This is a genomic window from Pseudomonas sp. PIC25, assembly GCF_002286785.1.
Taxonomy (GTDB): domain Bacteria; phylum Pseudomonadota; class Gammaproteobacteria; order Pseudomonadales; family Pseudomonadaceae; genus Pseudomonas_M.
Genome location: NZ_MUJY01000046.1, coordinates 74,694 through 96,061, shown reverse-complemented (window position 1 = coordinate 96,061; position 21,368 = coordinate 74,694). Strand labels below are relative to the sequence as shown.

17 protein-coding genes and 1 tRNA gene are annotated in these 21,368 nt (G+C 65.9%); 4 read left to right on the top strand and 14 right to left on the bottom strand.

Annotation, left to right across the window (positions count from 1 at the left end; genetic code table 11):
* From BZL41_RS04605 to BZL41_RS04575, 7 genes are all read right to left on the bottom strand, one after another.
* Positions 1-4,293 (bottom strand): DUF4347 domain-containing protein (locus tag BZL41_RS04605; RefSeq protein ID WP_143518018.1); only part of this gene is annotated, 4,293 nt, incomplete at its 3' end.
* Positions 4,294-4,400: 107 nt separating this feature from the next.
* Positions 4,401-5,018, bottom strand: coding sequence for a phage tail protein (locus BZL41_RS04600; protein ID WP_095598200.1), 618 nt, complete (start codon positions 5,016-5,018; stop codon positions 4,401-4,403).
* Between the two features lie 105 nt (positions 5,019-5,123).
* Positions 5,124-5,465, bottom strand: coding sequence for a hypothetical protein (locus BZL41_RS04595; protein WP_095598199.1), 342 nt, complete (start codon positions 5,463-5,465; stop codon positions 5,124-5,126).
* Positions 5,462-5,962 carry a GNAT family N-acetyltransferase gene (locus BZL41_RS04590; protein ID WP_095598204.1) on the bottom strand — a complete coding sequence of 167 codons (501 nt, stop codon included), beginning with the start codon at positions 5,960-5,962 and terminating at the stop codon, positions 5,462-5,464. Before BZL41_RS04590 ends, BZL41_RS04595 begins: the two co-directional genes overlap by 4 nt.
* Positions 5,963-6,149: 187 nt before the next feature.
* Positions 6,150-8,249, bottom strand: coding sequence for a biotin/lipoyl-binding protein (locus BZL41_RS04585; protein WP_095598198.1), 2,100 nt, complete (start codon positions 8,247-8,249; stop codon positions 6,150-6,152).
* Positions 8,249-9,568: an efflux RND transporter periplasmic adaptor subunit gene (locus BZL41_RS04580; protein WP_095598197.1), complete on the bottom strand. Its 1,320-nt coding sequence runs from the start codon at positions 9,566-9,568 to the stop codon at positions 8,249-8,251. Before BZL41_RS04580 ends, BZL41_RS04585 begins: the two co-directional genes overlap by 1 nt.
* Positions 9,565-10,350, bottom strand: coding sequence for an efflux RND transporter periplasmic adaptor subunit (locus BZL41_RS04575; RefSeq protein WP_095598196.1), 786 nt, complete (start codon positions 10,348-10,350; stop codon positions 9,565-9,567). The genes BZL41_RS04580 and BZL41_RS04575 overlap by 4 nt, the downstream gene beginning before the upstream one ends.
* A 127-nt stretch (positions 10,351-10,477) precedes the next feature.
* Here BZL41_RS04575 and BZL41_RS04570 point away from each other — a divergent pair.
* Together BZL41_RS04570 and BZL41_RS04565 are read left to right on the top strand one after the other, a co-directional pair.
* Positions 10,478-10,551 (top strand) — tRNA-Gly (locus BZL41_RS04570).
* A 238-nt stretch (positions 10,552-10,789) separates the two neighbouring features.
* The gene (locus BZL41_RS04565) at positions 10,790-12,643 is read left to right on the top strand and encodes an integrase arm-type DNA-binding domain-containing protein (RefSeq protein WP_095598195.1); all 1,854 of its coding nucleotides are present in this window, start codon (positions 10,790-10,792) and stop codon (positions 12,641-12,643) included.
* A 47-nt stretch (positions 12,644-12,690) separates the two neighbouring features.
* Here the strand turns inward: BZL41_RS04565 and BZL41_RS04560 are convergent, their stop codons facing one another.
* Positions 12,691-13,317, bottom strand: a complete 627-nt coding sequence (locus tag BZL41_RS04560; RefSeq protein ID WP_095598194.1) for a substrate-binding domain-containing protein — start codon at positions 13,315-13,317, stop codon at positions 12,691-12,693.
* Positions 13,318-13,423: 106 nt separating this feature from the next.
* On the opposite strand from BZL41_RS04560, the gene BZL41_RS04555 reads away from it, so the two are divergent.
* Complete coding sequence (locus BZL41_RS04555; protein WP_003282197.1) at positions 13,424-13,723, top strand: helix-turn-helix domain-containing protein; 300 nt, start codon at positions 13,424-13,426, stop codon at positions 13,721-13,723.
* 26 nt (positions 13,724-13,749) lie between these two features.
* Here BZL41_RS04555 and mobH read toward each other — a convergent pair whose 3' ends face one another.
* The 3 genes from mobH to BZL41_RS04540 all read right to left on the bottom strand — a co-directional run bounded on the left by mobH (position 13,750) and on the right by BZL41_RS04540 (position 17,467).
* Positions 13,750-15,591: a MobH family relaxase gene (mobH, locus tag BZL41_RS04550; RefSeq protein WP_095598193.1), complete on the bottom strand. Its 1,842-nt coding sequence runs from the start codon at positions 15,589-15,591 to the stop codon at positions 13,750-13,752.
* A gap of 204 nt (positions 15,592-15,795) precedes the next feature.
* A complete protein-coding gene (locus tag BZL41_RS04545; RefSeq protein ID WP_095598192.1) occupies positions 15,796-16,716 on the bottom strand; it encodes a nucleotidyl transferase AbiEii/AbiGii toxin family protein in 921 nt (306 codons plus the stop codon).
* Positions 16,709-17,467, bottom strand: coding sequence for a type IV toxin-antitoxin system AbiEi family antitoxin domain-containing protein (locus BZL41_RS04540; protein ID WP_168190946.1), 759 nt, complete (start codon positions 17,465-17,467; stop codon positions 16,709-16,711). Before BZL41_RS04540 ends, BZL41_RS04545 begins: the two co-directional genes overlap by 8 nt.
* Before the next feature lie 222 nt (positions 17,468-17,689).
* Between BZL41_RS04540 and BZL41_RS04535 the strand changes: the two genes are divergently transcribed.
* A complete protein-coding gene (locus BZL41_RS04535) occupies positions 17,690-18,061 on the top strand; it encodes a DUF3742 family protein (protein ID WP_095598190.1) in 372 nt (123 codons plus the stop codon).
* Between the two features lie 7 nt (positions 18,062-18,068).
* On the opposite strand, the gene BZL41_RS04530 is transcribed toward BZL41_RS04535, so the two are convergent.
* Genes BZL41_RS04530 through BZL41_RS04520 form a run of 3 tightly spaced genes read right to left on the bottom strand, consistent with a single transcriptional unit; the run spans position 18,069 to position 21,364 of the window.
* Positions 18,069-19,592: a conjugal transfer protein TraG N-terminal domain-containing protein gene (locus tag BZL41_RS04530; protein ID WP_095598189.1), complete on the bottom strand. Its 1,524-nt coding sequence runs from the start codon at positions 19,590-19,592 to the stop codon at positions 18,069-18,071.
* A 15-nt stretch (positions 19,593-19,607) separates the two neighbouring features.
* Positions 19,608-19,961 carry a hypothetical protein gene (locus BZL41_RS04525; RefSeq protein ID WP_095598188.1) on the bottom strand — a complete coding sequence of 118 codons (354 nt, stop codon included), beginning with the start codon at positions 19,959-19,961 and terminating at the stop codon, positions 19,608-19,610.
* Entirely contained in the window at positions 19,958-21,364 is a 1,407-nt protein-coding gene (locus BZL41_RS04520; RefSeq protein WP_095598187.1) for an integrating conjugative element protein, read from the bottom strand. The genes BZL41_RS04525 and BZL41_RS04520 overlap by 4 nt, the downstream gene beginning before the upstream one ends.
* Positions 21,365-21,368: the final 4 nt, after the last annotated feature.

Sequence of the window (21,368 nt, the reverse complement as noted above, 5' to 3'; positions counted from 1 at the left end):
CAGGGTCACCGCGATGCGCGGCGTACCGCCGCTGGTGTCGACGATGACCGTCTCGCTGAAATTCACCGTGAAATCGAGGTTCTGCCCCGCCACGTAGGTACCGTTGGCCGGGACGCTGACCGACGCGACCGTCGGCACCACGCCGTCGATGATCACCGCATGCTGCCCGGCGATGGAGTCGGCGCCGCCGACCGTGGGCAGCGTCAGCACCGCATCGTCGTTGGTCGCACTACGGATAGTGGCGCCGTTGAGCGCCAGCGCGCCGGTGGACTGGTAGTCCAGGTCGGCGCTGATATCGCCGGCCTGCACCGTGTAGGTGAAGGTCAGGGTGTTGCTGCCCGAGCCCGAGACATAGGTCGCCAGGCGATCCGTGCTGCCAGTCTCCAGCAGCAGGCTCGGCACGCCGCCGCTGGTGTCCACGTTCACCACCTGGTCGAAAGTCACGGTCACCTGGATGACATCACCCACCTTGTAGCCGCCATCCGGGTTGGTGACGTTCACCGAGGTGACTTCCGGATTGAGGGTGTTGACGGTGATCGCGAGGGTGTCTGTGTCGGTCTGGTTACCACCGGAACCGGAAAGCCCCAGGTCGTTGGTAACGATCTGCAGACTCGCGGGCCCGTTGTAGCCCCCGGTCGGCGAGAACGACATGCCGTTCAGTGCCGCATTGATGTCGGCCAGCGTGCCCTCGAAGGTCATGGTGGCATCGCTCGTGCCGTCGCCCGCGGTGAAGCTAAGCCCGGTAGTCCCCCCCAGGGAAATCAGCCCATTGGTGGCGGTGAGCGTGACCCGGACATTGCCGCTGCCGGCATCCACGTCGGAAATGCTGATCTGGTTGCCGTTACCGGAGCTGAAGACCAACACGGAATCCTGATCTACCGACTGCGCAGGCGGCAGGCTATTCACCGGCGCATCGTTCACCGCCGTCACTACCAGGGTCACGGTGGCGGTATCGGTCAGGCTGCCACCGCTGCCGGTGTTACCGAAATCCTCGACCTGGATGGTCAGCACGGCATTGCCGGTGGCGTTGGAGTCGGTGCGGAACGCGAGAAGGCCGCTCGCCAGGAAGTCATTCAGGTCCTGAAGGTTACCGCCCACCAAGACCAGGCTCGAGCCAACATTATCGCCATTAAGGACCAGCGTGCCCGAAGACACCGATACGGTAGCCTCGATCTCGCCAGTGCCCGCATCCACGTCGGTCACGGTGATGCCGGTCAGCACCGTGGTCACGTCTTCGTTCACGTTGATGGACGCCGGTGCGTTGATCACCGGCGCGTCGTTGACTGCCGCCACTTGCAGGGTCACGGTCTTGCTGTCGGTCTGCGCACCGCCGCTGCCGGTGTTGCCGCCGTCGTTGATACCCACGGTCAAGGTCACGTTGGACGTGGCGTTCGCCGCCGTGGTGAAGGTGACGTTGCTGCCGGCGATGAAGGTGTTGATATTGGCGATACTGCCGGTCAGGGTCAGCGCACTGCTGGTCCCCCCCACGGTCACGCCGCCACCACTGGTTGCCGCCAGGGTGCCGCTGCCCACCGAGAAGGTTACCGTGACCGAGCTGGAGCCGGCATCCGCGTCGCTGAAGCTGATACCGGTCAGCGCACTGGCCGCATCCTCGGTCACAGTGCGGTTGGCCGGTGCCGTGATGACAGGCGCATCGTTGACGCTGGTGACGCTGACCGTCTTGGTCGCGGTGTTGCTGTCGGAGGTGCCGTCGTTGACCACGATGCTGACGGTGCGGTTACTGGTATTCGGCAGGTCCGAGCTGTTGCTGTAGGTCACGCTGCGCAGCGCCGCCTGCCACTGGGCCAGGGTCGCGCTGCCGCCCGCCGAGGTCAGGGTCAGCACGCCGGTGGCCGCGTTGTAGCTACCAGTGATGTTGCCCATCGTCGAACCGTTATTGACGAAGGCCAGCACATCCTGCGCGGACTGGAAGTTACCGGTGATGCTCACGGTGGCACTGGTCAGGCTCGCGCTGTCGGGGTCGGACAGGGTCAGGCCCGAATCGATAGCCACCGCGCCGCTGCCCTCGATGAAGGCGGTGGTACCGCCGCTGGTGGAAACGGTCGAAGGGTCGTCCGTCGCCACCACGGTCACGGTGGCCGCAATGGACAGGCTGGTGGTATCGGCACCACCGTTGGCCGTTCCACCGCTATCGCTGATGCTTGTCAGGGTGACGACGCGATTGGCCGCGGTCGAGGGCGTATCGCTAGCGTTGCGGTAGGTGATGCCGTCCACCAGGGTTTGCGCGTTGGCACCGCTGATGCCGCCCGCCTTGCTTAGTGTGACGGTCGCGGTACCACCCACCAGGCTGACCGTCACAGTCATGGCGTTGGTGGCGGTGGTGGTGGAAAAACCGTTCGTCAGGGTGATGTCGGTGCCGTCGATGCGCAGGATTTCGCTGGCGCCATCGGCCAGGTTGGTCACCGTCAGGGTCATTCCGGTGATGGTCTGGCCAGATTCGACGGCACCGATGCTGACGCCGCTGAACAGATCCACCGCGCTGCCGTTCTCGGTAAAGGTCGGCGTACCGCCGGTGGCGCTCGCGGTGGGGGCGTCGTTGACGCCGGTGACGCTCACGGTGACGGCGGACAGGTTGCTGGTGCCGCCGTCGCCATCGTTGACGCTGACCTGGATGCTCCGGGTGGAGGTCGATGGGTCGGTCGTGTTGGTGTTGTTGTAGGTCAGGTTGCGCAGGATCGCCTGCACCGCCTCCGGAGTCGCCTGGGCGTTCAGGCTGATCACCATATTGGTGTTACCCGTACCGCCCGTGAGCGTACCGACCTGTACGCCGCCGTACGACACGACACTGCCGCTCAGCCCGACCTGCCCCGCGCCATTGCCTTCGTTGCGGACGGACAGCACGTCTTCGCCGGCCACCCGATTGGCGGTGATCGCAACGGTGATATTGCCGCCGTTGAAATCGGCCGAATCGCTGTCGACGAGGGTCGCGTTACCGCCGGCATCCAGCAGCACGGCCCCGGCCTCTTCGATGAAGGCAGCGCTGTCGCCGTTGAGGTTGCTGACCACCGGGGCGACATTGGGCAGGATGGCGGGGGATACGTTGACGTCATCGATCCAAAATTGAATATCGGAAGAATTATCCTGCTGGACGATCCGGAACGCGTCTATGTATTGCCAGGCCGTTCCGCTGAGGGTCACGGTCAGCACGCTGCCGTCTTGCGACAACACGAAGTTCTGCGTAGCAACCTGGGCACCGTCACGGTAACCGATCACCTGCAGGTTCGGCGCCATCAAACCGGGGTTGGATACGGAGAACGAGTCCAACTTGAATTCGCTGCCGTCGGTAGCAGCGAATTGCAGGAACTTGACGATGCCGAACTCGCCGTTGGCGAACAGCGCCTTATCGCCGCCACCCGCGATGATCGGGGAGTCGCCAGAATTGGCGGAAACATCGAGGAATGAATTGCCGGTAACGTTCGCTCCCGTCGAGTCCAGCAGGCTGACGGTCCAACCGTCGAAGACACGCGGGCTACTGCCCAGGCTATAGCCCCCGCCATCGACCACCACACTGTCGAAATCCAAGGTGGTTGGCGCCGCCAGCAAGGCATCGAAGTCAGACGCCGCAATGGCCAGGGTCTCGATATCCCCCGCCTGGGTCTCCAGCACCCAGTCGCCGCCGAGGCGTGCCGCGCCTGTGTTGTCGGAAGAGGCCGCCACGTCGGCCTGGGTCAGCCGCGCCAATTCCGTGACCAATGCTGCGCCGGACGCACCGTCACCGGTCTTGCAGCCGTAGAGAAGGATGTCGCCGTCGGCGCTCAGCGCTTCGCCGATACGCGCCAGGGTTTCGCTCTGGCCGGCCAGGTCACCGGCATCGATCCAGGCATTGCCGGCCTTGAACGCCCCGCTCTCGCCGTGGGAGAGCAGATGGATCGCGTCGATGCCCGTGCGCCCTTCCAGGTAGTCGGCCATCTGTTCCAGACCATTGCGCGAGGCGTCCAGCACCACCACCTCGGTACCCGCCGGCAACCCCGCGAGCAACTGCTGGTAATCCTGGATGTTGCCATCGACGAATACCACCTCACGCCGGGTATCGGCGGTTCCGCCTGCAGTGGCGAGGGTGTCCTGGGTATCCTGCTGGGAGGTGTCATGGGCGGCCGGGTCGCTGGCTGCCGAGGCGCTGTCCGCCACCTCGGCCGCCGTGGCCGCCACGGCGCCGTCGAACAGCATGCGCGGTTCCAGGGACAGTGCCAGCGGCGAACGAACCGCGGCCGGTTGGGGACGCTCCGCCCGACTCGACCGGGACAGGCCCCGCCAGAGATCCAACCACTTCATCCCACACCTCCGTGTTGCTTCTAGCATGTCTGAAGACCGTGGAACCGGGTCCCGGTCATTTTTATTCTGGCAGCGAAAGGCCGGCGCGCGAGCGCCGGCCTTCATCATCAGTTACGCGACGGGAAAACCCCTTGCAGGGCGATCACGAAGTTGATGCCGATGTAAGGGTTACGCAACGGAACCGGGAAGTTGTTGCCCGAAACGCCGGTTACGTTGGCCGGTACCGCCGCCGTGCCGGTCAGGGTCACGTCGAAAGGCGCCAAGGTATCGCTGCCGCTCTGGGCACTGTTGTAAATGGCGAATGGACGACCGCCACTGCTGGGCGCCGCCGGGACCGCGTTGGCGGGCGAGCCGACGGAAGCGGTAGTGGTGGATACCGGTACCGCAACCGGACCGGTCACGCTCACCGGCACGTTCTCGGCCGGCAGGGTGTGGCCGTGCGCGGGCATCTGGTTGCTCAGCAAGGTGACGTTTTCTTGACCCGACATCTCGCCCACGGTGATGTCGCTCAACCCCCCGCCCTGCCCCGTCCCAACCGGGGAACGTCCACGCAGGTCCGGCAGGCCGAAGGTGGTCTGGCCATTACCGCCATAGACGGTGCCGAGCAGCGAAAACAGCGCGGTGTTCTGCGCAATGGACATGATCTGCCCCTGGCAGAAGGCCCAGCCGCGCGGCGCGAAGTTGAATCCCACCATGCGGATTTCACCCAAGAACGGTTCGCTCATGTCATCTCCTCATTCTTATCGAAGCGGGCTTCCTGCCACCCGCGCATTTGCCGGACATCCGGCCCCACACCTTGCCGGTCAGGCCGTGGAAAGCCCCCCAAGGGCTTACACGGTCTGCAACGCGGACTCTTTCTCCCGATGGAAAATCGCCTCCAGGCCCTGGCGTCCCGTTTCGTCGGGGCGGGTGGGCGTCATGAGCAGGTCCCAGCAATCCCCTTCGTGCATCAACCGATACACCGCCTGAGGCAGGTGCACCTCGGCCGGCAACAGGAACCACAGGGAAAAACATTCGTAGCGGACGCTCATCGCCTTGCGCTCCTCGACCGTCTGCAAGGTCACGTCCAGCGTCTGGCCGGGCGCCAGGAGCAACTGGAAGGGGTCGCCTTCGGCACGGGCGAAGCGTTCGCGGAGGGTGATGGCTGCCATGGTCTCGTCGTTCTCCTTCATCCGCTGGCCCTCTTTCGAGAGGCCCTGGCGGGTCGGCGCATTTCCAGATAGATACCGCTCTCACCCACCACTTCGAAACCCAACCGCTGGTAGAGGCGAAACGCGGGATTGGCTTCCTCGACGTGCAGGCCGACGGCCAGCCCGCGGGCATCGGCAAGGGCCAGCAGGTTTTGCAGCAGCGCGCTGCCCACGCCGCGTCCCCGGTAACCCGGCAGCAGGCTGATGTCGATGAGTTGTAGCGTAGTCTCGCCCCAGAACAGGTAGAGCCGGCCGATTGCCTGGGTATCGGCTTCGATCACCCGGAACTCGCCGTCGGGGAAATGCTCTTGGTAGTAGTGGTGCTGGAGCCTGAACTGCTGGGCGAGAAACTCGGCGATGGCTTCGGCGGACCAGCCGCTATGGGCCAATTCCTGCTCCCGCGTGGTCGCATAAAGATGGGTCAGGAAAGCCTCGTCGGCTACCTCGATGGGGCGGAAACGGAGAGCAACTGCGGTCATCGGATTCAGCATCCCTGCACATCGACCATTACGGCGGTGACAATCTGAGGCAGCCACCGCTTGCGTGGGTGCAAGCCTAGCCTAAGCCGCGAAATTGTCCTACATCACAACATAATGGCTAAATGCCAACAATTTCACAAAAAAAGATCACCGGTCATCCGCACCGTCTCGCTGGTCGCCGTGCTTTTCAAAAGCCGCTTTCCCTCACGCCCAGCGCAGCGGCACGCCGCCAAGCCGCGCCCAGCAAGGATTCCCGCCGCCCCTCCAGCACCACCACCCCCCGCAACGGCTGGGCAGGCAGCTCATAGTCCGCGATAGGTTCCAGGCGTACAGCGTACTGCGCCTGCACCGGCTTGCCCTGTTGCCGTTCGTCGCGACGCACCGCAATCGGCCCATGGTGGTCCGACGCCAGCGCTTCGATGTCCAGATAAGGCGCGCCGGTCGCCGCCACTTCGGCCAGCCGGACCGGCAATGCGGGGCGCAACGGATCATCGGCGACGAAGCGGCCTTCGGCGCCCACCTCGACGCGCCAGAGCGACGCCTCCTGCAAATAGCCGCGCAGGCGCACCTGACGCTCGTCCACCACCCGCGCCAACGGCATCTGCGGCGGTAGCCAAAGGCCGGGGCGCATATCGCGGGACAGGTCGCGCACCACCCCGGCATGCGGCGCATGCAGCACCAGGCGGGCGCGCTGTGCGGCCAACCCGCGGTACTCCGCCAGGGCCTCGGCCAATTGCTGGTCCAGGATGCCCACGTCCGCCACCGTCTCGCTGCGCCCCGCCTGGCGGCGCAACTGCAACTGGAGAATCTGAATCTCGCTGCGGATGATGCGCTGGCGGGCATCCAGGTCCGGCGACTCCAGCTCCATCAACACATCGCCCGCCTCGACCCGCTGCCCGTCGCGGACATGCAACTGCTTCAAGCGCGCCGGCAGCGGCGCATGCAGGGCACTGTTGCGCGCCGACTCGAGCAGCGCCGGCACCTCCACCCCGCCGCGCCAGGGCAATGCCAGCACCGCCAGCAACAAAAGCATCCCGATACCTGCGCCGAACACTCGTGAACGCTGTGCCTGTTGGCGGCGCTTCCACCACTCGGCCAGCTCCCGCCCGATCGGCAGGCCGATGAACCAGACCAGCTCCACCAGCATCAGGAAAATGCCGAGCAGCTTGAAGAACAGGTGATACACCGCCAGCGCGATTCCCAGGAACAACGCTGCGCGCCACAGCCACGAACCGTAGCCCCACCACAGCAGGCGGCGCCGCAACGGCGACGGTAACGGCTCCGGTGCCGGCTCGCCGTAACCGAACAGCCACTCGCGCAGGCGCCAGCGGCACAGGGCGAAGGCGCGCCCCTGGAGGTTATCCACGCCCCAGTAGTCGCTTAGCAGGAAATAGCCATCGAAGCGCATGAACGGATTCAGGTTCACCGCCAGGGTGGTCAGCCAGGTGGCGCTGGCGAGCATGAACGCCGCCGTGCGCAAGGCGCCATCCGGCAGCAGCGACCAGGCCAGCAGCGCGATGCAGGCCAGAACCAGTTCCGCGAGGATACCGCCGGCACCGATCAGCAGCCGCGAACGGCGGTCGTTGACCCGCCAGGCATCGCTGACATCCGTATAGAAAAGCGGCAGCAGCACCATGAACGCCACGCCCATGCTCTGCACCCGGCAACCGGCGCGCTTGGCCATGAACGCATGGCCGAACTCATGGCACAGTTTGGCGAAACCGAGCGCCACGCCGAACGCCAGCGCACCGCCCAGGCTGAACAGGTGCGGGAAGGTGGCCAGGAAGCGCTCCCAGTCCCGCGCCACCAAGAACACACCCAGCGCCAGCACCAGCGGCAGACCGATGCGCAGCAACGCTCCGCCATGGCGTTCCAGCCACGGCCAGGCGCGATTGAGAAAGGCATCCGGACGCCACAGCGGGATGCGGAAGAACAGGTACTGGTGCAGCAGCGTTTTCCACAGCCCATGGCGCTGCGCCGCAGCCTTGGTTTCATAGCTGGCGCGCTGCTCCGGGTCCGCCGCCGAAATCAGATCGTGCCCGCGCAGAAAGCGCAGCAGCTCCTCCAGATCGCCCTCTTGCAGCGGAGCGCCGGGCTCGCGGTTGGCCGCCGCCAGCACCCGACGCGCCTCGCCCTGTGCCCAATGCCGAAGCAGGCGCATGGCCGCACTGCCCAACTTGAAGTAACGCCCCCGCACCGGGTCAGCCAGGGTCCACTGCGGCGAACCGTCCAGCGCCGGTTCGGCGGGAGAAAGTTGAAGGTCAGGACGCAGCGCCGGCAGGCTCATCAGAAACCCACGCTCTGGCGCAGTGCCGCCAAGGGACGGCGCAGCAGGTAGACCGCCAGCGGCGCGCGCTGGCCGAACAGCTTGGCCGTGCCGCGCAGACCGATGCGCGGCGGCACTTCCTCGAATCCGGCATCCAGGCGATAGGCCAGTTGCCCGGCAGGCGTCGGCTGGGCCTCGTAGGCGGAGCGCTGCAAGGTCGCGCGATAGCGGTGCAGCGGATCGCTGTCGAGGAACAACGCCACCTCGGCGCCCGGCTCCAAGGCAATAGCGTCCCCCACCGGCAGCTCGATGCGCAGCTCCGCCTGGGTCGGATCGGCCAGCTTCAGCAGTTGCTCGCCCGTGCGCACCGGTTTGCCAGTCCAGCGCTCGGCGTCGGCGAACACCGCGATGCCGTCGCGCTCGGCCCGTACATCGGTACGCGCCAGCAGGTCGAGGGCGTAGTCGCGTTCGGCGCGCTTCTGCTCGACACGCGCGGCCAGCAGATCGATCCGCGCGCTCGACTCCGCATCGCTGAACGCCCGCTGCGAACTGGCCTTCAGCTCGGCCTCGGCGACCCCGAGGGCACGCTCGGCCACGTCCGCCTGGGCCTTCAACGCCGTGGCATCGAAGCGCACCAGCAGATCGCCGGCCTTGACCGGCTGATTGGGTTTAACCAGGAACTCGGCCACCACCCCATCCAGGGGCGCGGCAACCAGCCGCCCGCCCAGCGGCACCACCTCCGCCGGTGCCAGCACCGACTGCCGCACTGGCAGCAGCAGCACCAGCAACGCCCCCAGCCCGAGCAGCGCCAGGCGTTTGCGCGGCCAGCGCAGCCGCCACGGCTTGCGCGGCTGCAAGGCGAGCCAGGCATGGGCATACGCCTCGCCGAGCTGACGCAACAGCGCCTGCTCGGCCTCGCTCCACGGCTGCTCGCGAGCCATCCACAGCCCGCCGAACACGGCCTTGCGGCGGTCTTTCAAGGGCAACCAGAACACCTGCGGGGCGGACAGCGTGCGCCAGTCTTCACGCTCCTGGGCGGCCAGCCCGTCCGGTGAAACGACCCGCGCCTCGGCCAACCCTCCCTGCGCCGCTACCTGGGCACAGGCATGCTCGACAAAGGCGACGAAAGGCGCATTCGGCTCCACCACGCTGACCCCGGTCAACGCCCGCACCTTGCCGGCGATCAACAGCGCCGCGTGGCGGTAGCCGAACAGCGGTTGGGCATCGTTGACCAGGCTGTAGCCGAGCCGATCCAAGGTGTCGGCGGCGCGCGCCTGCTGTTCCAGCGCGAGGAACTGGGCGAACACCCGTTCGGCGAGGCCGGGCATCGGCGCATTCATGGCGTCGCCTCGAACCGCGCCGTACCACTCATGCCGGCCAGCAGCCCGGCTGGCTCCCCGGGCAGCTCTCCGATCAACAGCAACGTCTGGCTGCCCTCGTCTATCCGCGCGCCGACACGCTTCACCTTGGCGCTCAGCGGCTGGCCGGTTTCATCGGGCGTGAAGGTAAAGGATTGGCCAGCCGAGAGACGGCCCAGCCAGCGGGACGGCACCAGCAGATGGATTTCCAGGGTGCGGTTGTCGACGATCTCCAGCAGCGGCGTGCCCCCGGCAACGCTCTCGTGGGGCTTGACCTTGCGCTGCACCACCTGGCCGTCGAACGGCGCCTTCACCGTGCAGCGGTTGACCTGGACCTGATAGACCTGCGACTCAGCCTGTGCCTGAGCCTGCCGCGCCTCGGCGAGCGCCACCTCGAAACGACCGACGGAATTGAGCGCGGCGAGCTGCTTCTTGTGCGCCAGCTCCTCCCGCGCGGCCCGCACCGCCGCCTGGGCGGCATTCAACTGGGCTTGGTATGCGCTGCAATCGAAACGGACCAGCACATCCCCCTTGCGAAACGCCTGCCCCTCGGCGAACGGCATCTCGACGATACGCCCAGCCAACTCGCTGGCCAGCATCGCCTGGTCCCGCGCCCGCAGCACTCCCCGCGCCTCTTGGGCAGCGGCCGTCTGCGCCGCCAGCGGAGCATCCAGCAACGGATCACCCTCGCCGACCGGCGCCGCCTGAACCAGAGGCATACCAGCCAGCCACACACCACAGGTCCAAACAGCGATGCGGTACATCAGCGCACTCCTTGCAACGGGATCGCCGAAGTCTACGGCAGAACTTGACCTGCCGCACAGCTCCCCGCCCTTCCCGCCAACGCCGGGCTTCACCTCCCGCCCCAGTTCTGGTAAAAAGGCACCCGCCGCGGGCGTCGTATAATGGCATTACCTGAGCTTCCCAAGCTCATGACGAGGGTTCGATTCCCTTCGCCCGCTCCACCGCATCATTCTGCGGACTTCCGCAGAAGTCCAAGAGAGTCTGCAAGTCGTTGCCACACAAGGACTTTTTCTCTCTTTGATGTTCTGCCGGGGTCCACTGCGATCCGCCTACAGCCGGGACTTTTAAGTCCACAAACAAGTCCATTTTTGCGGGCGCGGCTGATTCCGGATTGTTGATGGAGGGGCGAGGTCGACGTGACCAGCATCTGGTTCCTGACTCATGTTCAGGAGCAAGAGCATGGCACTCTCAGACCTGGCCGTTCGACAGGCCAAGGCAACTGGCAAGGCATACACCCTCCCTGACTTGGATGGCCTCTCCCTGGCCGTCACGGCTGCAGGGGGCAGGACTTGGCACTTCCGCTACTACTGGGCGGGCAAGCAGAAGCGGATGTCGCTCGGCACCTACCCGGAGGTGACGCTTCGCGAGGCCCGCAGCCTGCGCGACGAAGCGCGCGCCCTGCTGGCCAAAGGCACCAATCCTCGCGTTCACCGCAAGCAGAAGCGCACCGCTGTCCGGCTCGCCGACGAAAACACCTTCGAGGCGGTGTATCGCAAGTGGCTCAAGCATCGCGGGCTCAGCCTCAAGGAAGGCCGGCAGACGACCCTCTCGATCCTTCCGCGCATCTTCGACAAGGATGTGCTGCCGACCTTGGGCAAGCGGTCGGTCTATGAGATCAAGCGTCCCGACCTCTTGGAGGTGATCGCCAAGATCGAGAAGCGCAAGGCGCTCTCCGTTGCCGAGAAAGTCAGGACGTGGTTCAACCAACTGTTCCGCTACGCGCTGGTGATCGTGCCGGGCCTGGAGCAGAACCCCGCCTCCGATCTCGATGTGGTGGCGCTGCCGCTGCCACCCGTCAACCACAACCCGTTCCTGCGCATGGCCGAGCTGCCAAAGCTGTTGCAGCGGCTGCGCAGCTATCGCGGCAGGCGGCAGACCCAGCTCGGGCTGCGGCTATTGCTGCTGACCGGCGTGCGAACCGGCGAGCTGCGACAGGCGATGCCGGATCAATTTGATCTGGACCGGGGGTTGTGGATCATCCCGCCCGACGTCGTGAAGCAACTCCAGTTGGATATGCGCAAGAAGCGGCAGCAGCCGAAGGACATCCCGCCCTACATCGTGCCGCTGTCGATTCAGGCCATGGAGATCGTCCGGCACCTGCTGGATGAGTTCAAGCCGGCCCAGCGCCACCTGTTCCGGCACGACAGCGACTTGAAGAAGCGCATCAGCGAGAACACGCTCAATGGTGCGCTCAAACGCATGGGCTATCAGGAACGCCTGACCGGACACGGTATCCGCGGCACGATGTCCACTGCGCTCAACGAGATCGGCTACCCGAAGGTCTGGGTGGATGCACAGCTCTCGCATGTCGATCCCAACAAGGTCAGCGCGACCTACAACCATGCCGAGTACGTGGAGCAGCGTCGCCGCATGATGCAGGACTGGGCCGATCGGCTCGACCTCTTCGAGCAGAACCAGGTCGAGGCGGCCAGCATGCCGCTCACCGTGCATCTGGAAGGCGTGCCCGCGTTCCCGAATGAGCAAACCGCAAGCGCCCCCTCCACGCCGGTTGCCGCTTCGCCAATCCTGCTGGTGACGAAGCCGGGTGACGCCATGCCGTTGGTTTCTGCCGCCGCACATCGGCTGCCGGCGGTTCCGCCCCCTCGATCGGCCGCGCCGCTGGTGCCTTCGGACATTCAGCGCGAGAGGATGGAGCTGTTCGATGTCTTCGAGGCGCCGCACAACCTTCCCGTCGCTGCGTTCGCGAAGATGGCGGGCAAGTCCCGCAGGTGGATCAGCTACGAGATCAAGGCGGGCAACTTGCTGGCGTTGAACGTGGGCAACCGCGGCCAGCGCGTGCCGGATTGGCACCTCGACCCCCTCAAGCACGAGCTGATCCAGTCCGTCCTGAAGCTGACCAGGGGTGCGGACCCTTGGCAGATCTACCATGCACTGCTGCAACCGCGCTCGATGCTGCGGGGGCGTTCGGCACTGGAGGGCGTGACGGCCAGCAATCTCGACAAGCTCGTCATGGCAGTGAGCACAGCCGTGAAGGAAAGCGAATGGACCCCGCTGCGAGTCGGAGTCGCCTAGCAGCAGGAATGCGGGATCGTGGCGAAACCGCGATCCCCGCGCGTCTGTCAGGACACCAAGCGCGCGCGGCGGGCGAATCTTGCCTGGGTGTCCGACAAGGAAGCATCGCGGCGGAGCAGGTAAGCCATCACGATCGTTGGTGCGCCGGCCAGCGGCCGCACGGCGATGCCTCGGCGTAGGTAGCTCGCCAGTCTCGCGGCAGGCGCAATGGCGATCCCGTACCCGGCGGCAACCAGCGTCATCGCCACATCGAATGTCTCCACCGTTTGCTCTCGCTCTTGCAGCGCGTTTTCGAACACACGCTGCACGGTCATGCGCCATGGTTCATCGGTCGTGGACTGCGAGCAGATCAAGGGCTGCTTGAGCACTTCCCCGCACGGCACTTCACGGTAGGCCAGCAGGTGGGAGCGCTTGGCCACGGCGACCGCCAGCGTGTCATGCCACAGCGGCTCGCATACCCAGCCAGGCCACTGCCGGGCAACCGCAGACAAGGCGAAGTCGAAGCCGTCGCCCGGCAGCTCCGCGCCTCGAACGGGATCTGTCCATCCGGCCAGGACGGCATGAGTCTCCGGCTCTTCGGCACGCTGCAGGGCGAGCACGTCGGCGAGCTGCGGAGGCACCCATTCGCCGAGGACGGCCATGCGAATTTCGGCGGTGATGTCACTCGATTCCACGTCCAGCTCCCCCCAGGCGGTGAACTCGTGGCAACTGATCTCGAAGCCGTTGAATAAGTTAAGTTTAACGTGGTTTAAATCGTGACCGTGTTCGACGCTCTTGGCAATGCCAAAGCGTTCGATCCAAAGGGGCCGCCCCACCGGCACCACTACCTACGAAGCGGAACCAGCCATCGCGTTTGGGGCTGCCGTGCGGGAAGAAAGAACCAACCAGGGCATCGCTCAGGAAACGCTGGCCCACATGGCCGGCATCGAACGGTCGCACATGGGCAAGATCGAGCGCGGCGAGCATGTCCCCACGCTCCCTCTCATCCTCAAGATTGCCCGTGCGCTGAAATGCAGTTCCGCCCACTTGATGACTCTGACCGAAGCCAAGCTGGCAGAGTCGGCCCCATCCGCAGATTGAAGCCGGTCCGCACAGCGGTCGCATGCCTACGCCTGATTGTCGTCCTTGCCCCCAAGGGCTGAATCTTCGCGCTTTGCGGCCTCGTTGACGAGCCGCAGGTATGGGTTGTCTGGCGGCGTCTCCTGGAACAGCGCATCCGGGCTGACGAGCAGGTAGCCGTGCAGCCGGCGCGACTTGCGCGGCCCCGTGACTTCGCAGGTCCAGATGTTCAGCCCGCTCGGCTGCTTGCGGTGCTGTCCCAGCTTCTCGAAGCGCTTCTGTACCCACTGCCACCCCTCCAGCTTCTCCTGCTTGGCCAGCGCGGCGACTTGAAGGTACTCCTGCGCGTAGCGCTGGAACACGCCGGGGCTGACGAGGTAGGTCGTACCGGCGACGGTATGCACCAGGGCCTTGGCGTCGTTGATGATGAGCTTGCGCGTCTGGATGCTCTGACGCAGCCAGGCCATGAAGTGCGCCCCGGAGGGCTCCGCGCGATCCTGGGAAGGCGCGAGGCTCACCTGCGGCGGGGGCACGGTCGAAGGGGCCGGCTCGGGCTCGGCAACAGGGGAACTCGGGATCTCCGGTGCCGTGGGTAGAGCGGTGTCGCCCAGCAGGTCGAGCAGCGCGGCCACGCCGGTGTCCATGGCTGCGGATGCGATCGGCGCCGTGCTCGCGGATGCAGCTTCGATGCCTTCCGCGCGCGGCCCCTCGGCCACCGCCGGCGGCGTCGGCTCCGCCTGTTCCTCTTCGACCTGCACGCGGCCCGCGAACGGCGCCGGCCGGTCGGCCGTTTCCCAGATCATCGCGGGCGAGAGTTTCAGGAAGGTGAAGCTGTGCGACCAGCCGGCATCGCTGGTGACGGTGGCCTTCCAGATTGCCTTGCCGTCCGGCGTGGCCAGAGCGATGCCATGATCCTGCAGCACGTTGAACACGGCCGTGTTGCTCGACGGAATGCCGTCGATGCCCTGCGACAGCAGGTGTGCGCGCAGCTTGTCCGAGACCGTCTTGCTCACCAGCCAGAGCGAATCCTGGGTCAGCCAGCCGTCCGAGGGACCGGACTGGTTCAGCTTGAACTCCTCCTTGAGCAGGTAACGCAGCCCATCCAGCAGCTTGCGTTGCAGGGCATGTTTCGGGGCGGTCATCGCTTTCGCGGGATCGCCGCCGAGTTCCTGGGCGACCGAGGCCTGATCGGCCTGCACGACCAGTTCGCCGAGCATGCCGGCGTGCTCGTACTGGCCGGCCAGCACGTACAACAGCGCGGCCCACAGGTCGGGATAGCCAACGAGCCAGTCGAAGATTTGCTGATCGAGCACCTGCCGATACAGCAGGCCCGTCGCCGCACTGTGCAGACGGTATTCGCGGCCGGGGCGGTAGCGGAAGCGGTACGGCCGCTGCAACGGGCCGTGCCAAGGGTGCCAGACGCTGCCGTCGGCGTGCTCGACATGTAGATCCACGGCGACCTTGCCGACATCGTGCAGCAGTGCGGCGTAGGCCGTGCCGGCCGTCCACGCTTCGGCTTGGGCGGCCTGTGCTTCCGGCGTGGCGCCGGCAGGCAGCAGGTGCGACTGCCGCAGCTTGAGCGCATAGGCCGTGATTTCGAGGCCGTGGTCCAGCATGCCGCCCGGATAGGCGTGGTGGTGGCTTTCGGACGCAGGGAACTGCTGGACCAGTTCGGCGTAGCGTTCCAGCGGCGCCAGGTACAGCGTGGCGAACTGGCGACGCGACAGCGAGGTGCGCTGCCAGATGTGTTCCAGCAGTTTCTGCCGGCGCGGTGTTGCCAGCAGCGATGCGGCTGACTCGGGCCGCGTCAGCCCTTTGGGTGTCTCGATGGAGGGAGTGGATGGCGCGCCGGAGGCCGGCAGCATCCGTTTGCGAAACAGCGAGAGCATGGCGAACCTCGGATGAGGGGCTGCTCAGGGGTGCCTTTTGGCCTTTTCGGGTAGGGCCTTTCCCCTTGGCCCCATTCCCTTGCCCCTTCCCAGCCCTTGCGGCCTTTTCGGAAGCCTTTGGGTATAGGGGCGGCGCGTGTCGCGTGCCGCAATCAATGCGGCATGGGGCAACCCCGGCAAGCGGGGAATACTTCTGTCGCCGCGTCAGATCTGGCCCAGGCCGGCATCGAGCGCAGCGGCTTGCGCGGCGAAGTCCTTGGGGCGCTTCTTGCGAAAGGTCTCCAGGTTGTTGAGCTTCCAGCGCAGTGCCGGCAGTTGCGCGGCGTGCTGGCATTGCACCAGCGACCAGTCCGGTTCTGCGCGTACCAGGCCGCTCAGGAACTGCCTGTGCGCCTTCGTCAGCCGTTGCTGCAATTCGCGTCGCAACTGCGCGCGAGCGTCCAGCAGCGTGTCCAAGGGGCAGTCCACTTCGGCCATGCCGACAAAGGCCCGTTCGTACTCGCCGGCGATGTCCTTGTCGTTGCCGAACAGCACTTCGTGGGGCGGCCGGTTGTGCCCGGCCAGGTAGACCACGAAGCACTCGACCATGCCATCGCTGATGCCGCCCGACTCAAAGAGCTGCCACACGTCGAACAGATCGCGCGGATGCTGTCGATCCAGCGCAGCCACCAGCTTGCTGGCGTACAGCTCGTCCGGCGCCAGGATCGGCAGCTCGAACTCGACGCCGAACAGATCGCGGGTCTTGGCGCTCAGTGGTCGCCGCTCGACGGGCAGCACACTGCCACGGAACACGATATTGACCTCGACCTTCACCTGGCCGACGTCGTTCTCGACGATCAGCTTGGTGTCCCCCAGGTCCTTGGCGCGAACCAGGCGCGTCTGCACACCCAGTGGTGCAACGCGCGTGGCGATGGCGGCCAGCTCCTGGTTGATGGCTTGCAGCGCTTCGTCACGCGGCGTCTGCCACGGGAGGTACACCACGTCGATGTCCACCGACAGGCGTGGCATGTCCTGCACGAACAGGTTGATGGCCGTGCCGCCCTTCATGGCGAAGATGCCATTCGCGAACACGTCGGGCGCGACGGCCAGCAGCAGGCGAACGGTGTCCGCGTAGGTCTTATCCATGAGGTTTCAGGCTCAGCAAGGTGCCGTCATCGAGCCGGCTCATCCAGCGCGTGTTGCTGCCGGTGCGAACCGGGTACTGCTCCAGCAGGGCATCGACATCCACGAGGCTGGTCTCGCGCGCCCAGGTGAGGAACAGGCGCACAGCCTTCACGCTGGCGCAGCAGGACAGCAGTTGCCCGAGCAAGTCCTTGCGGGGGGAACGCAGTCCATCAAAGAGGTTGCGGGCCTCTTCGAGGCTCTGCTTGACGCCGGCCTCGTACAGCAGTTCCAGCACAGCGCGCTCGGGAACCGCCGCCCGCAGGTGGTCAGGCAGGCCCGGCGGCGTGGTCAGGGTCTTGCCGGCCAGCGCCGTGTCCGGCCAGTCGAACAGGCGGGCGTGGACATAGCGGGCCGGAAAGCGCGAAGTGAACCAGGCCGGCAACGCGAAGCGACCGTCGCCCCACAGCACCAGCGCCTCCCGGCTTCCCAGGTTGTGCCGCACGCCCTGCAGGGCCAGGGCGCTCTTGCCGCCGACGTGCAGGCCGGGCACGCGCTGTTGCAGGAACTTCAGCGCGCCGTAGACCCCGAACTCATCGTTCGGGAAGGCATAGACGCCATGGGCCAGGCGCACGAGCCACCCGCCGTCGGCATAGTGGGCGGCGAGCTGTGGCGACACCCCGAACTGGCTCAGGGTCGCAAGGTCGAACGGCGCCCCGCGGGGGAGCCCCGCCTGCAGCCGCTTGATTATCTGGTGCCTGGAGTTTCCATCCATGCTATAAAAATAACACGGAATCCAATCAGACCCTAGAGCTATCGCAGGAACGCGAATGGAAAGTAGCATATGGCTTGATTTTTAATGCCGAATCTAATCACTCTGTGGCCCAAGCCAACCCGGCTCTGCCAGCCGCAACCCGCCCTTCTGATTGCGGTCTATGCTGGAGGGCAGGCCCCAACCGGCGCTCCATGAGGTGAGGCGCCACTGAAACCGAGGCACATGAGCATGACCACCAACACGCACAACGGGCGCTGGAGCCACCGGCTGGGCCGGGGGACTGGCCGTGCCTGGCGTGGATACCTGCGCCGCGAGCAGCGTGTCGCCGGCTGGCTGATGACGCGCGGGGTGCCCGCAGGCGCGACCACGGCGGCGCTCTGGATCATCAAGCTCGCCGTGCTCGGTGCGCTGCTCTACTCCGCGTTCTGGCTGGTCCTGCTGCTTGCCTTTGCGGTGACTGCTGCATGGCTCGTGCAGCACGACGACCCTGATCAAGAGGAACCGCAACCCGAGTGGAGGGAAGGCCCCAACGGCTTCGGGCTTTATGACAAGAGCGACTGGCGCATCGACCCGCATGTGACCGACGACGACTGAACGGCGGTCACTTCTTCGATACGGCGCTCATTGCCATGCCAGCACCACGCCCCCCAGCGCCTTTGGCGTCCGAGGTGGCGGTGGACAACCCCTGCACGATATTTCCCGTGCGGACGCCAGCCCAGGCCAATGCCATCACCCAAAACGTCGGCAGCACGATGAACATCATCGCCATGACGAAGTTCAGCAGCATGTCGCCAAAGGCGTTGTTCAAGCCGATCAGCGGATCGAAGTTGCTGTGCGGCCGGTTCGCACCGAATCCCCAGCCGTAGAGCGCATCCAGAATCGTGCTGTCGATCCAGCGCGCGAGCTGGAACCAGAAGTCCACGAAGAACAGCGCGAACTTCACGCAGCTCACCGTCACCGTCGTCTTGAGATCGTAGGTGCCCACCAAGAGCACCAACGGGATGCAGATGACGAGCGCCATCTTGAGCATCGTCAGCACCATCGGCAGCGCCTGGCGCACCACGTCCATCGCCGGGAAGAAGGCCAGCGAGCCCACGGTCAGCCCCAGGTCGCTCGCGCCGCGCGTAACGATGTTCGGCAAGGTCTTGTCGATCTGCCCACCGTAGTCGGTGTAGACCGCGCCCTGGTTCATCTTCTGCTGTCGCGGTGAGACCACGGCGCGGATCACCGAATCATTGACCTCGCTCTGCGACAGGAAGCCCGCCCAGCGGCCGATGCGGGTCAGCAGGTCCGGGTCGACCTGTGCCAGCAGCCGGCTGCGCAACCCCTGGCCACCATCGGCCCACCACTGCCGGCAGGACGGATAGCCGCCGCCGCTGTCCACCTGAGCCAGCCCCGCATCGCGCGTGGCGTCATAGGGCCAGGCGATGCGTGGCGTCTTCGAGCGGTAGGTGTCGTAGAAGCCCGGCGTGTTGAGGAAGTAGATCGACCCGATCCAGGTCACGTCGTTCATCTGCTCCTCGGTGAGCGTCGGCCGGTTCATGAACAGCTTGGCGCGCGAAGGTCCGTAGCAGTCGTGTGTGAAGTCTGCGACCTCCTGGGCCAGCACCGGGTCGTCGATGCGCGTGGCATCCACATCCATCCGCATCTGCCGCAGGTCCGTGCCGCAGGGAATCGCCGCAACCGCCGCGCCCGTCACAGCCTTCGACAGCGCGTGCATGGCAAACCACCACACCGGCACGAGCGCGCTCTGGTTGTTGAGCGTGGTGTAGGCGTTGGACCAGCCCGTGTCCTGGGGCTGCGGGACATTGACCTGGCATTGTGCGGAGCGGGTCGTATCGAAGCGGATGATGCTGAGGTCGACCGGAATGAACGGGATGCCGGCGAACAGGATCACCACGATGGCCACCCATACGCGGTTCTCGATGCGCAGCGAGGACAGCACGCCCTTGTTGCCTTCGTCCGCGCCTTCTGCGCGCGCCCGGAGCCATTCGTGGATGACGATGACAACGAACGGCAGCGCGAACACGCCGCTGGCCACCAGCAGGTTCCAGATGCCGTTGTTGACGATCCAGGCCACCAGCGTGAGGTAGTACTCCAGATAGTCCGTCGTGTAGAGCGTCATGCCCGTCTCCCGGTCTCAGCCGTGCCGCAGCAACTGGCTGCCTTCCAGCAGCACGAGGGCTGTCACGGCCGCGATCTCCGTGCGCCGCAGGCGCTGATGCGCCTCGGCCGTCGGTTCACGTTGCCGCAGGCGCCCGCGCATCCACCACCAGCCGTAGGCTGTAGCTGCATAGATCAGAAGCCGCCACAGGAAGAAGTGGCCGGCATGCGCCCTCAACCAGTTCTCCCAGCCATCGACGCCGCCGACCACGTGGATGCCGGCGACGTTCACCGCGATGGCGATACCGACCACCAGCAAGGTCCACAGCAACGCGATCCCAACGCGACGATTGAACAGCCACGGTAGCCGCAGCCAGGCCAGCCGGCTCATGGCGTGCCGCTCCGCGGTTTCTCGATCTCCCGCAGCCGGTCGCGCGTGGTGTCGCCCTCGAAGACACCGCGCGAACCGGCGGCGCGGGTGCTGTGGCGCTGGATGATCGCCATCGCCGAGTTGCCGGCCAGCGTGCGCCGCAGCTCCAGCTCGGTCTTGAGGTTGTTGATCTCCTGCTCCAGCGCGGCGTTCTCCTGATCGACCGCCTGCACGGCCAGCTCGTTGGCTGCGACGTTGGGCTCCTTCTTGCCCGTCAGCAGCGTGCGCTGCAGCAGCAAGGCTTTCTCCAGCACGCTCGACAGTGCGGCCTCGGATGCGAGGCGCCGGCCCAGCACGTCCTGATCGGGCTCGTCGCGCAGCGCTTCGATCACGCCACGGGTGATCGGCAGCGAGCTGCTGCCGGCGGCTTCGAGATGGGCCGGCGTCGTCGGCCGCGCCCCTGTCACCAGCTCTTGCAGCACCTGCAGCTTGGTTTCGTACTCTTCCTGGATCATCGGCGTAAGCCCGACGCCTGGGGTGGTCTGCGTCTTGGTGCAGCTCTCGCAGGTGCGCTGCTCACGCTCGCCCAGCACGCGGATCGCCCAGGCCGAGGCCGCCTGCGGCGATGCCCAGGTCTGGCAGGTCAGGCGGTTGCCGCAGGCGCTGGACGCAATCGGCGACGTATCGCCGACGCTGCGGCCGTTGAGCAGGTTGTAGCCCGCACGCGTCACGTCGCCCACCACCTTGATCGAGCTTTGGCCGTTGCCGCCGGCATTGCTGCCGCCAACCCAGGGCACGCCGTTGTTGCCCCGGTTGGTCTCGGCCTGCTCGATGGCGGATACGGCATCGGTGCTGGCGACCGCATCGCGCAGCGCCAGGCCCTCGGCGAGCTGGTTCCAGCCGGCTTGGCCGCCGGCCATGTCGGCCATCCGCTCGGCGATCGCACGGCAGGTCATCTTGGAGCGGTCGAAGTCCAGCCGCGCCTGCAGGATGCCGTTGGTGAGCAGGTTGTAGAGCCCGGGATCTGCGCGCTGGATGATCAGCGCTGGCAGCGACGCCACCGCGGCAGTAGCGTTCTGGATCACGTTCGACATGATCGTCTGGAAGCCGTTGGTGATGCCGTTCAACTGGTTCTGCAGCGTCGTGGTGATGCTCATGTCGCCGCAGATGAGGTTGCTGTTCCAGCCGATGCCGACACCGATGCTCTGCATGTTTCCCGCACCGCCCATGGACACGGCGCGGCCACCGCCGATGCTGTAGAGCACGTCGTCGCCGATCACGCTGCCGCTGACGTTCACGCCATTGGGGTCGATGCGGGTCTGGGCCCAGGCGGCGCCGACGGCCAGCGTGATGGCCGCCACGAGCAGCATGGCCCGCAGGTGCGACTTCGCGCGGCGCAGGAAGTCAGGGAGGGAGGCGTTCATCGTG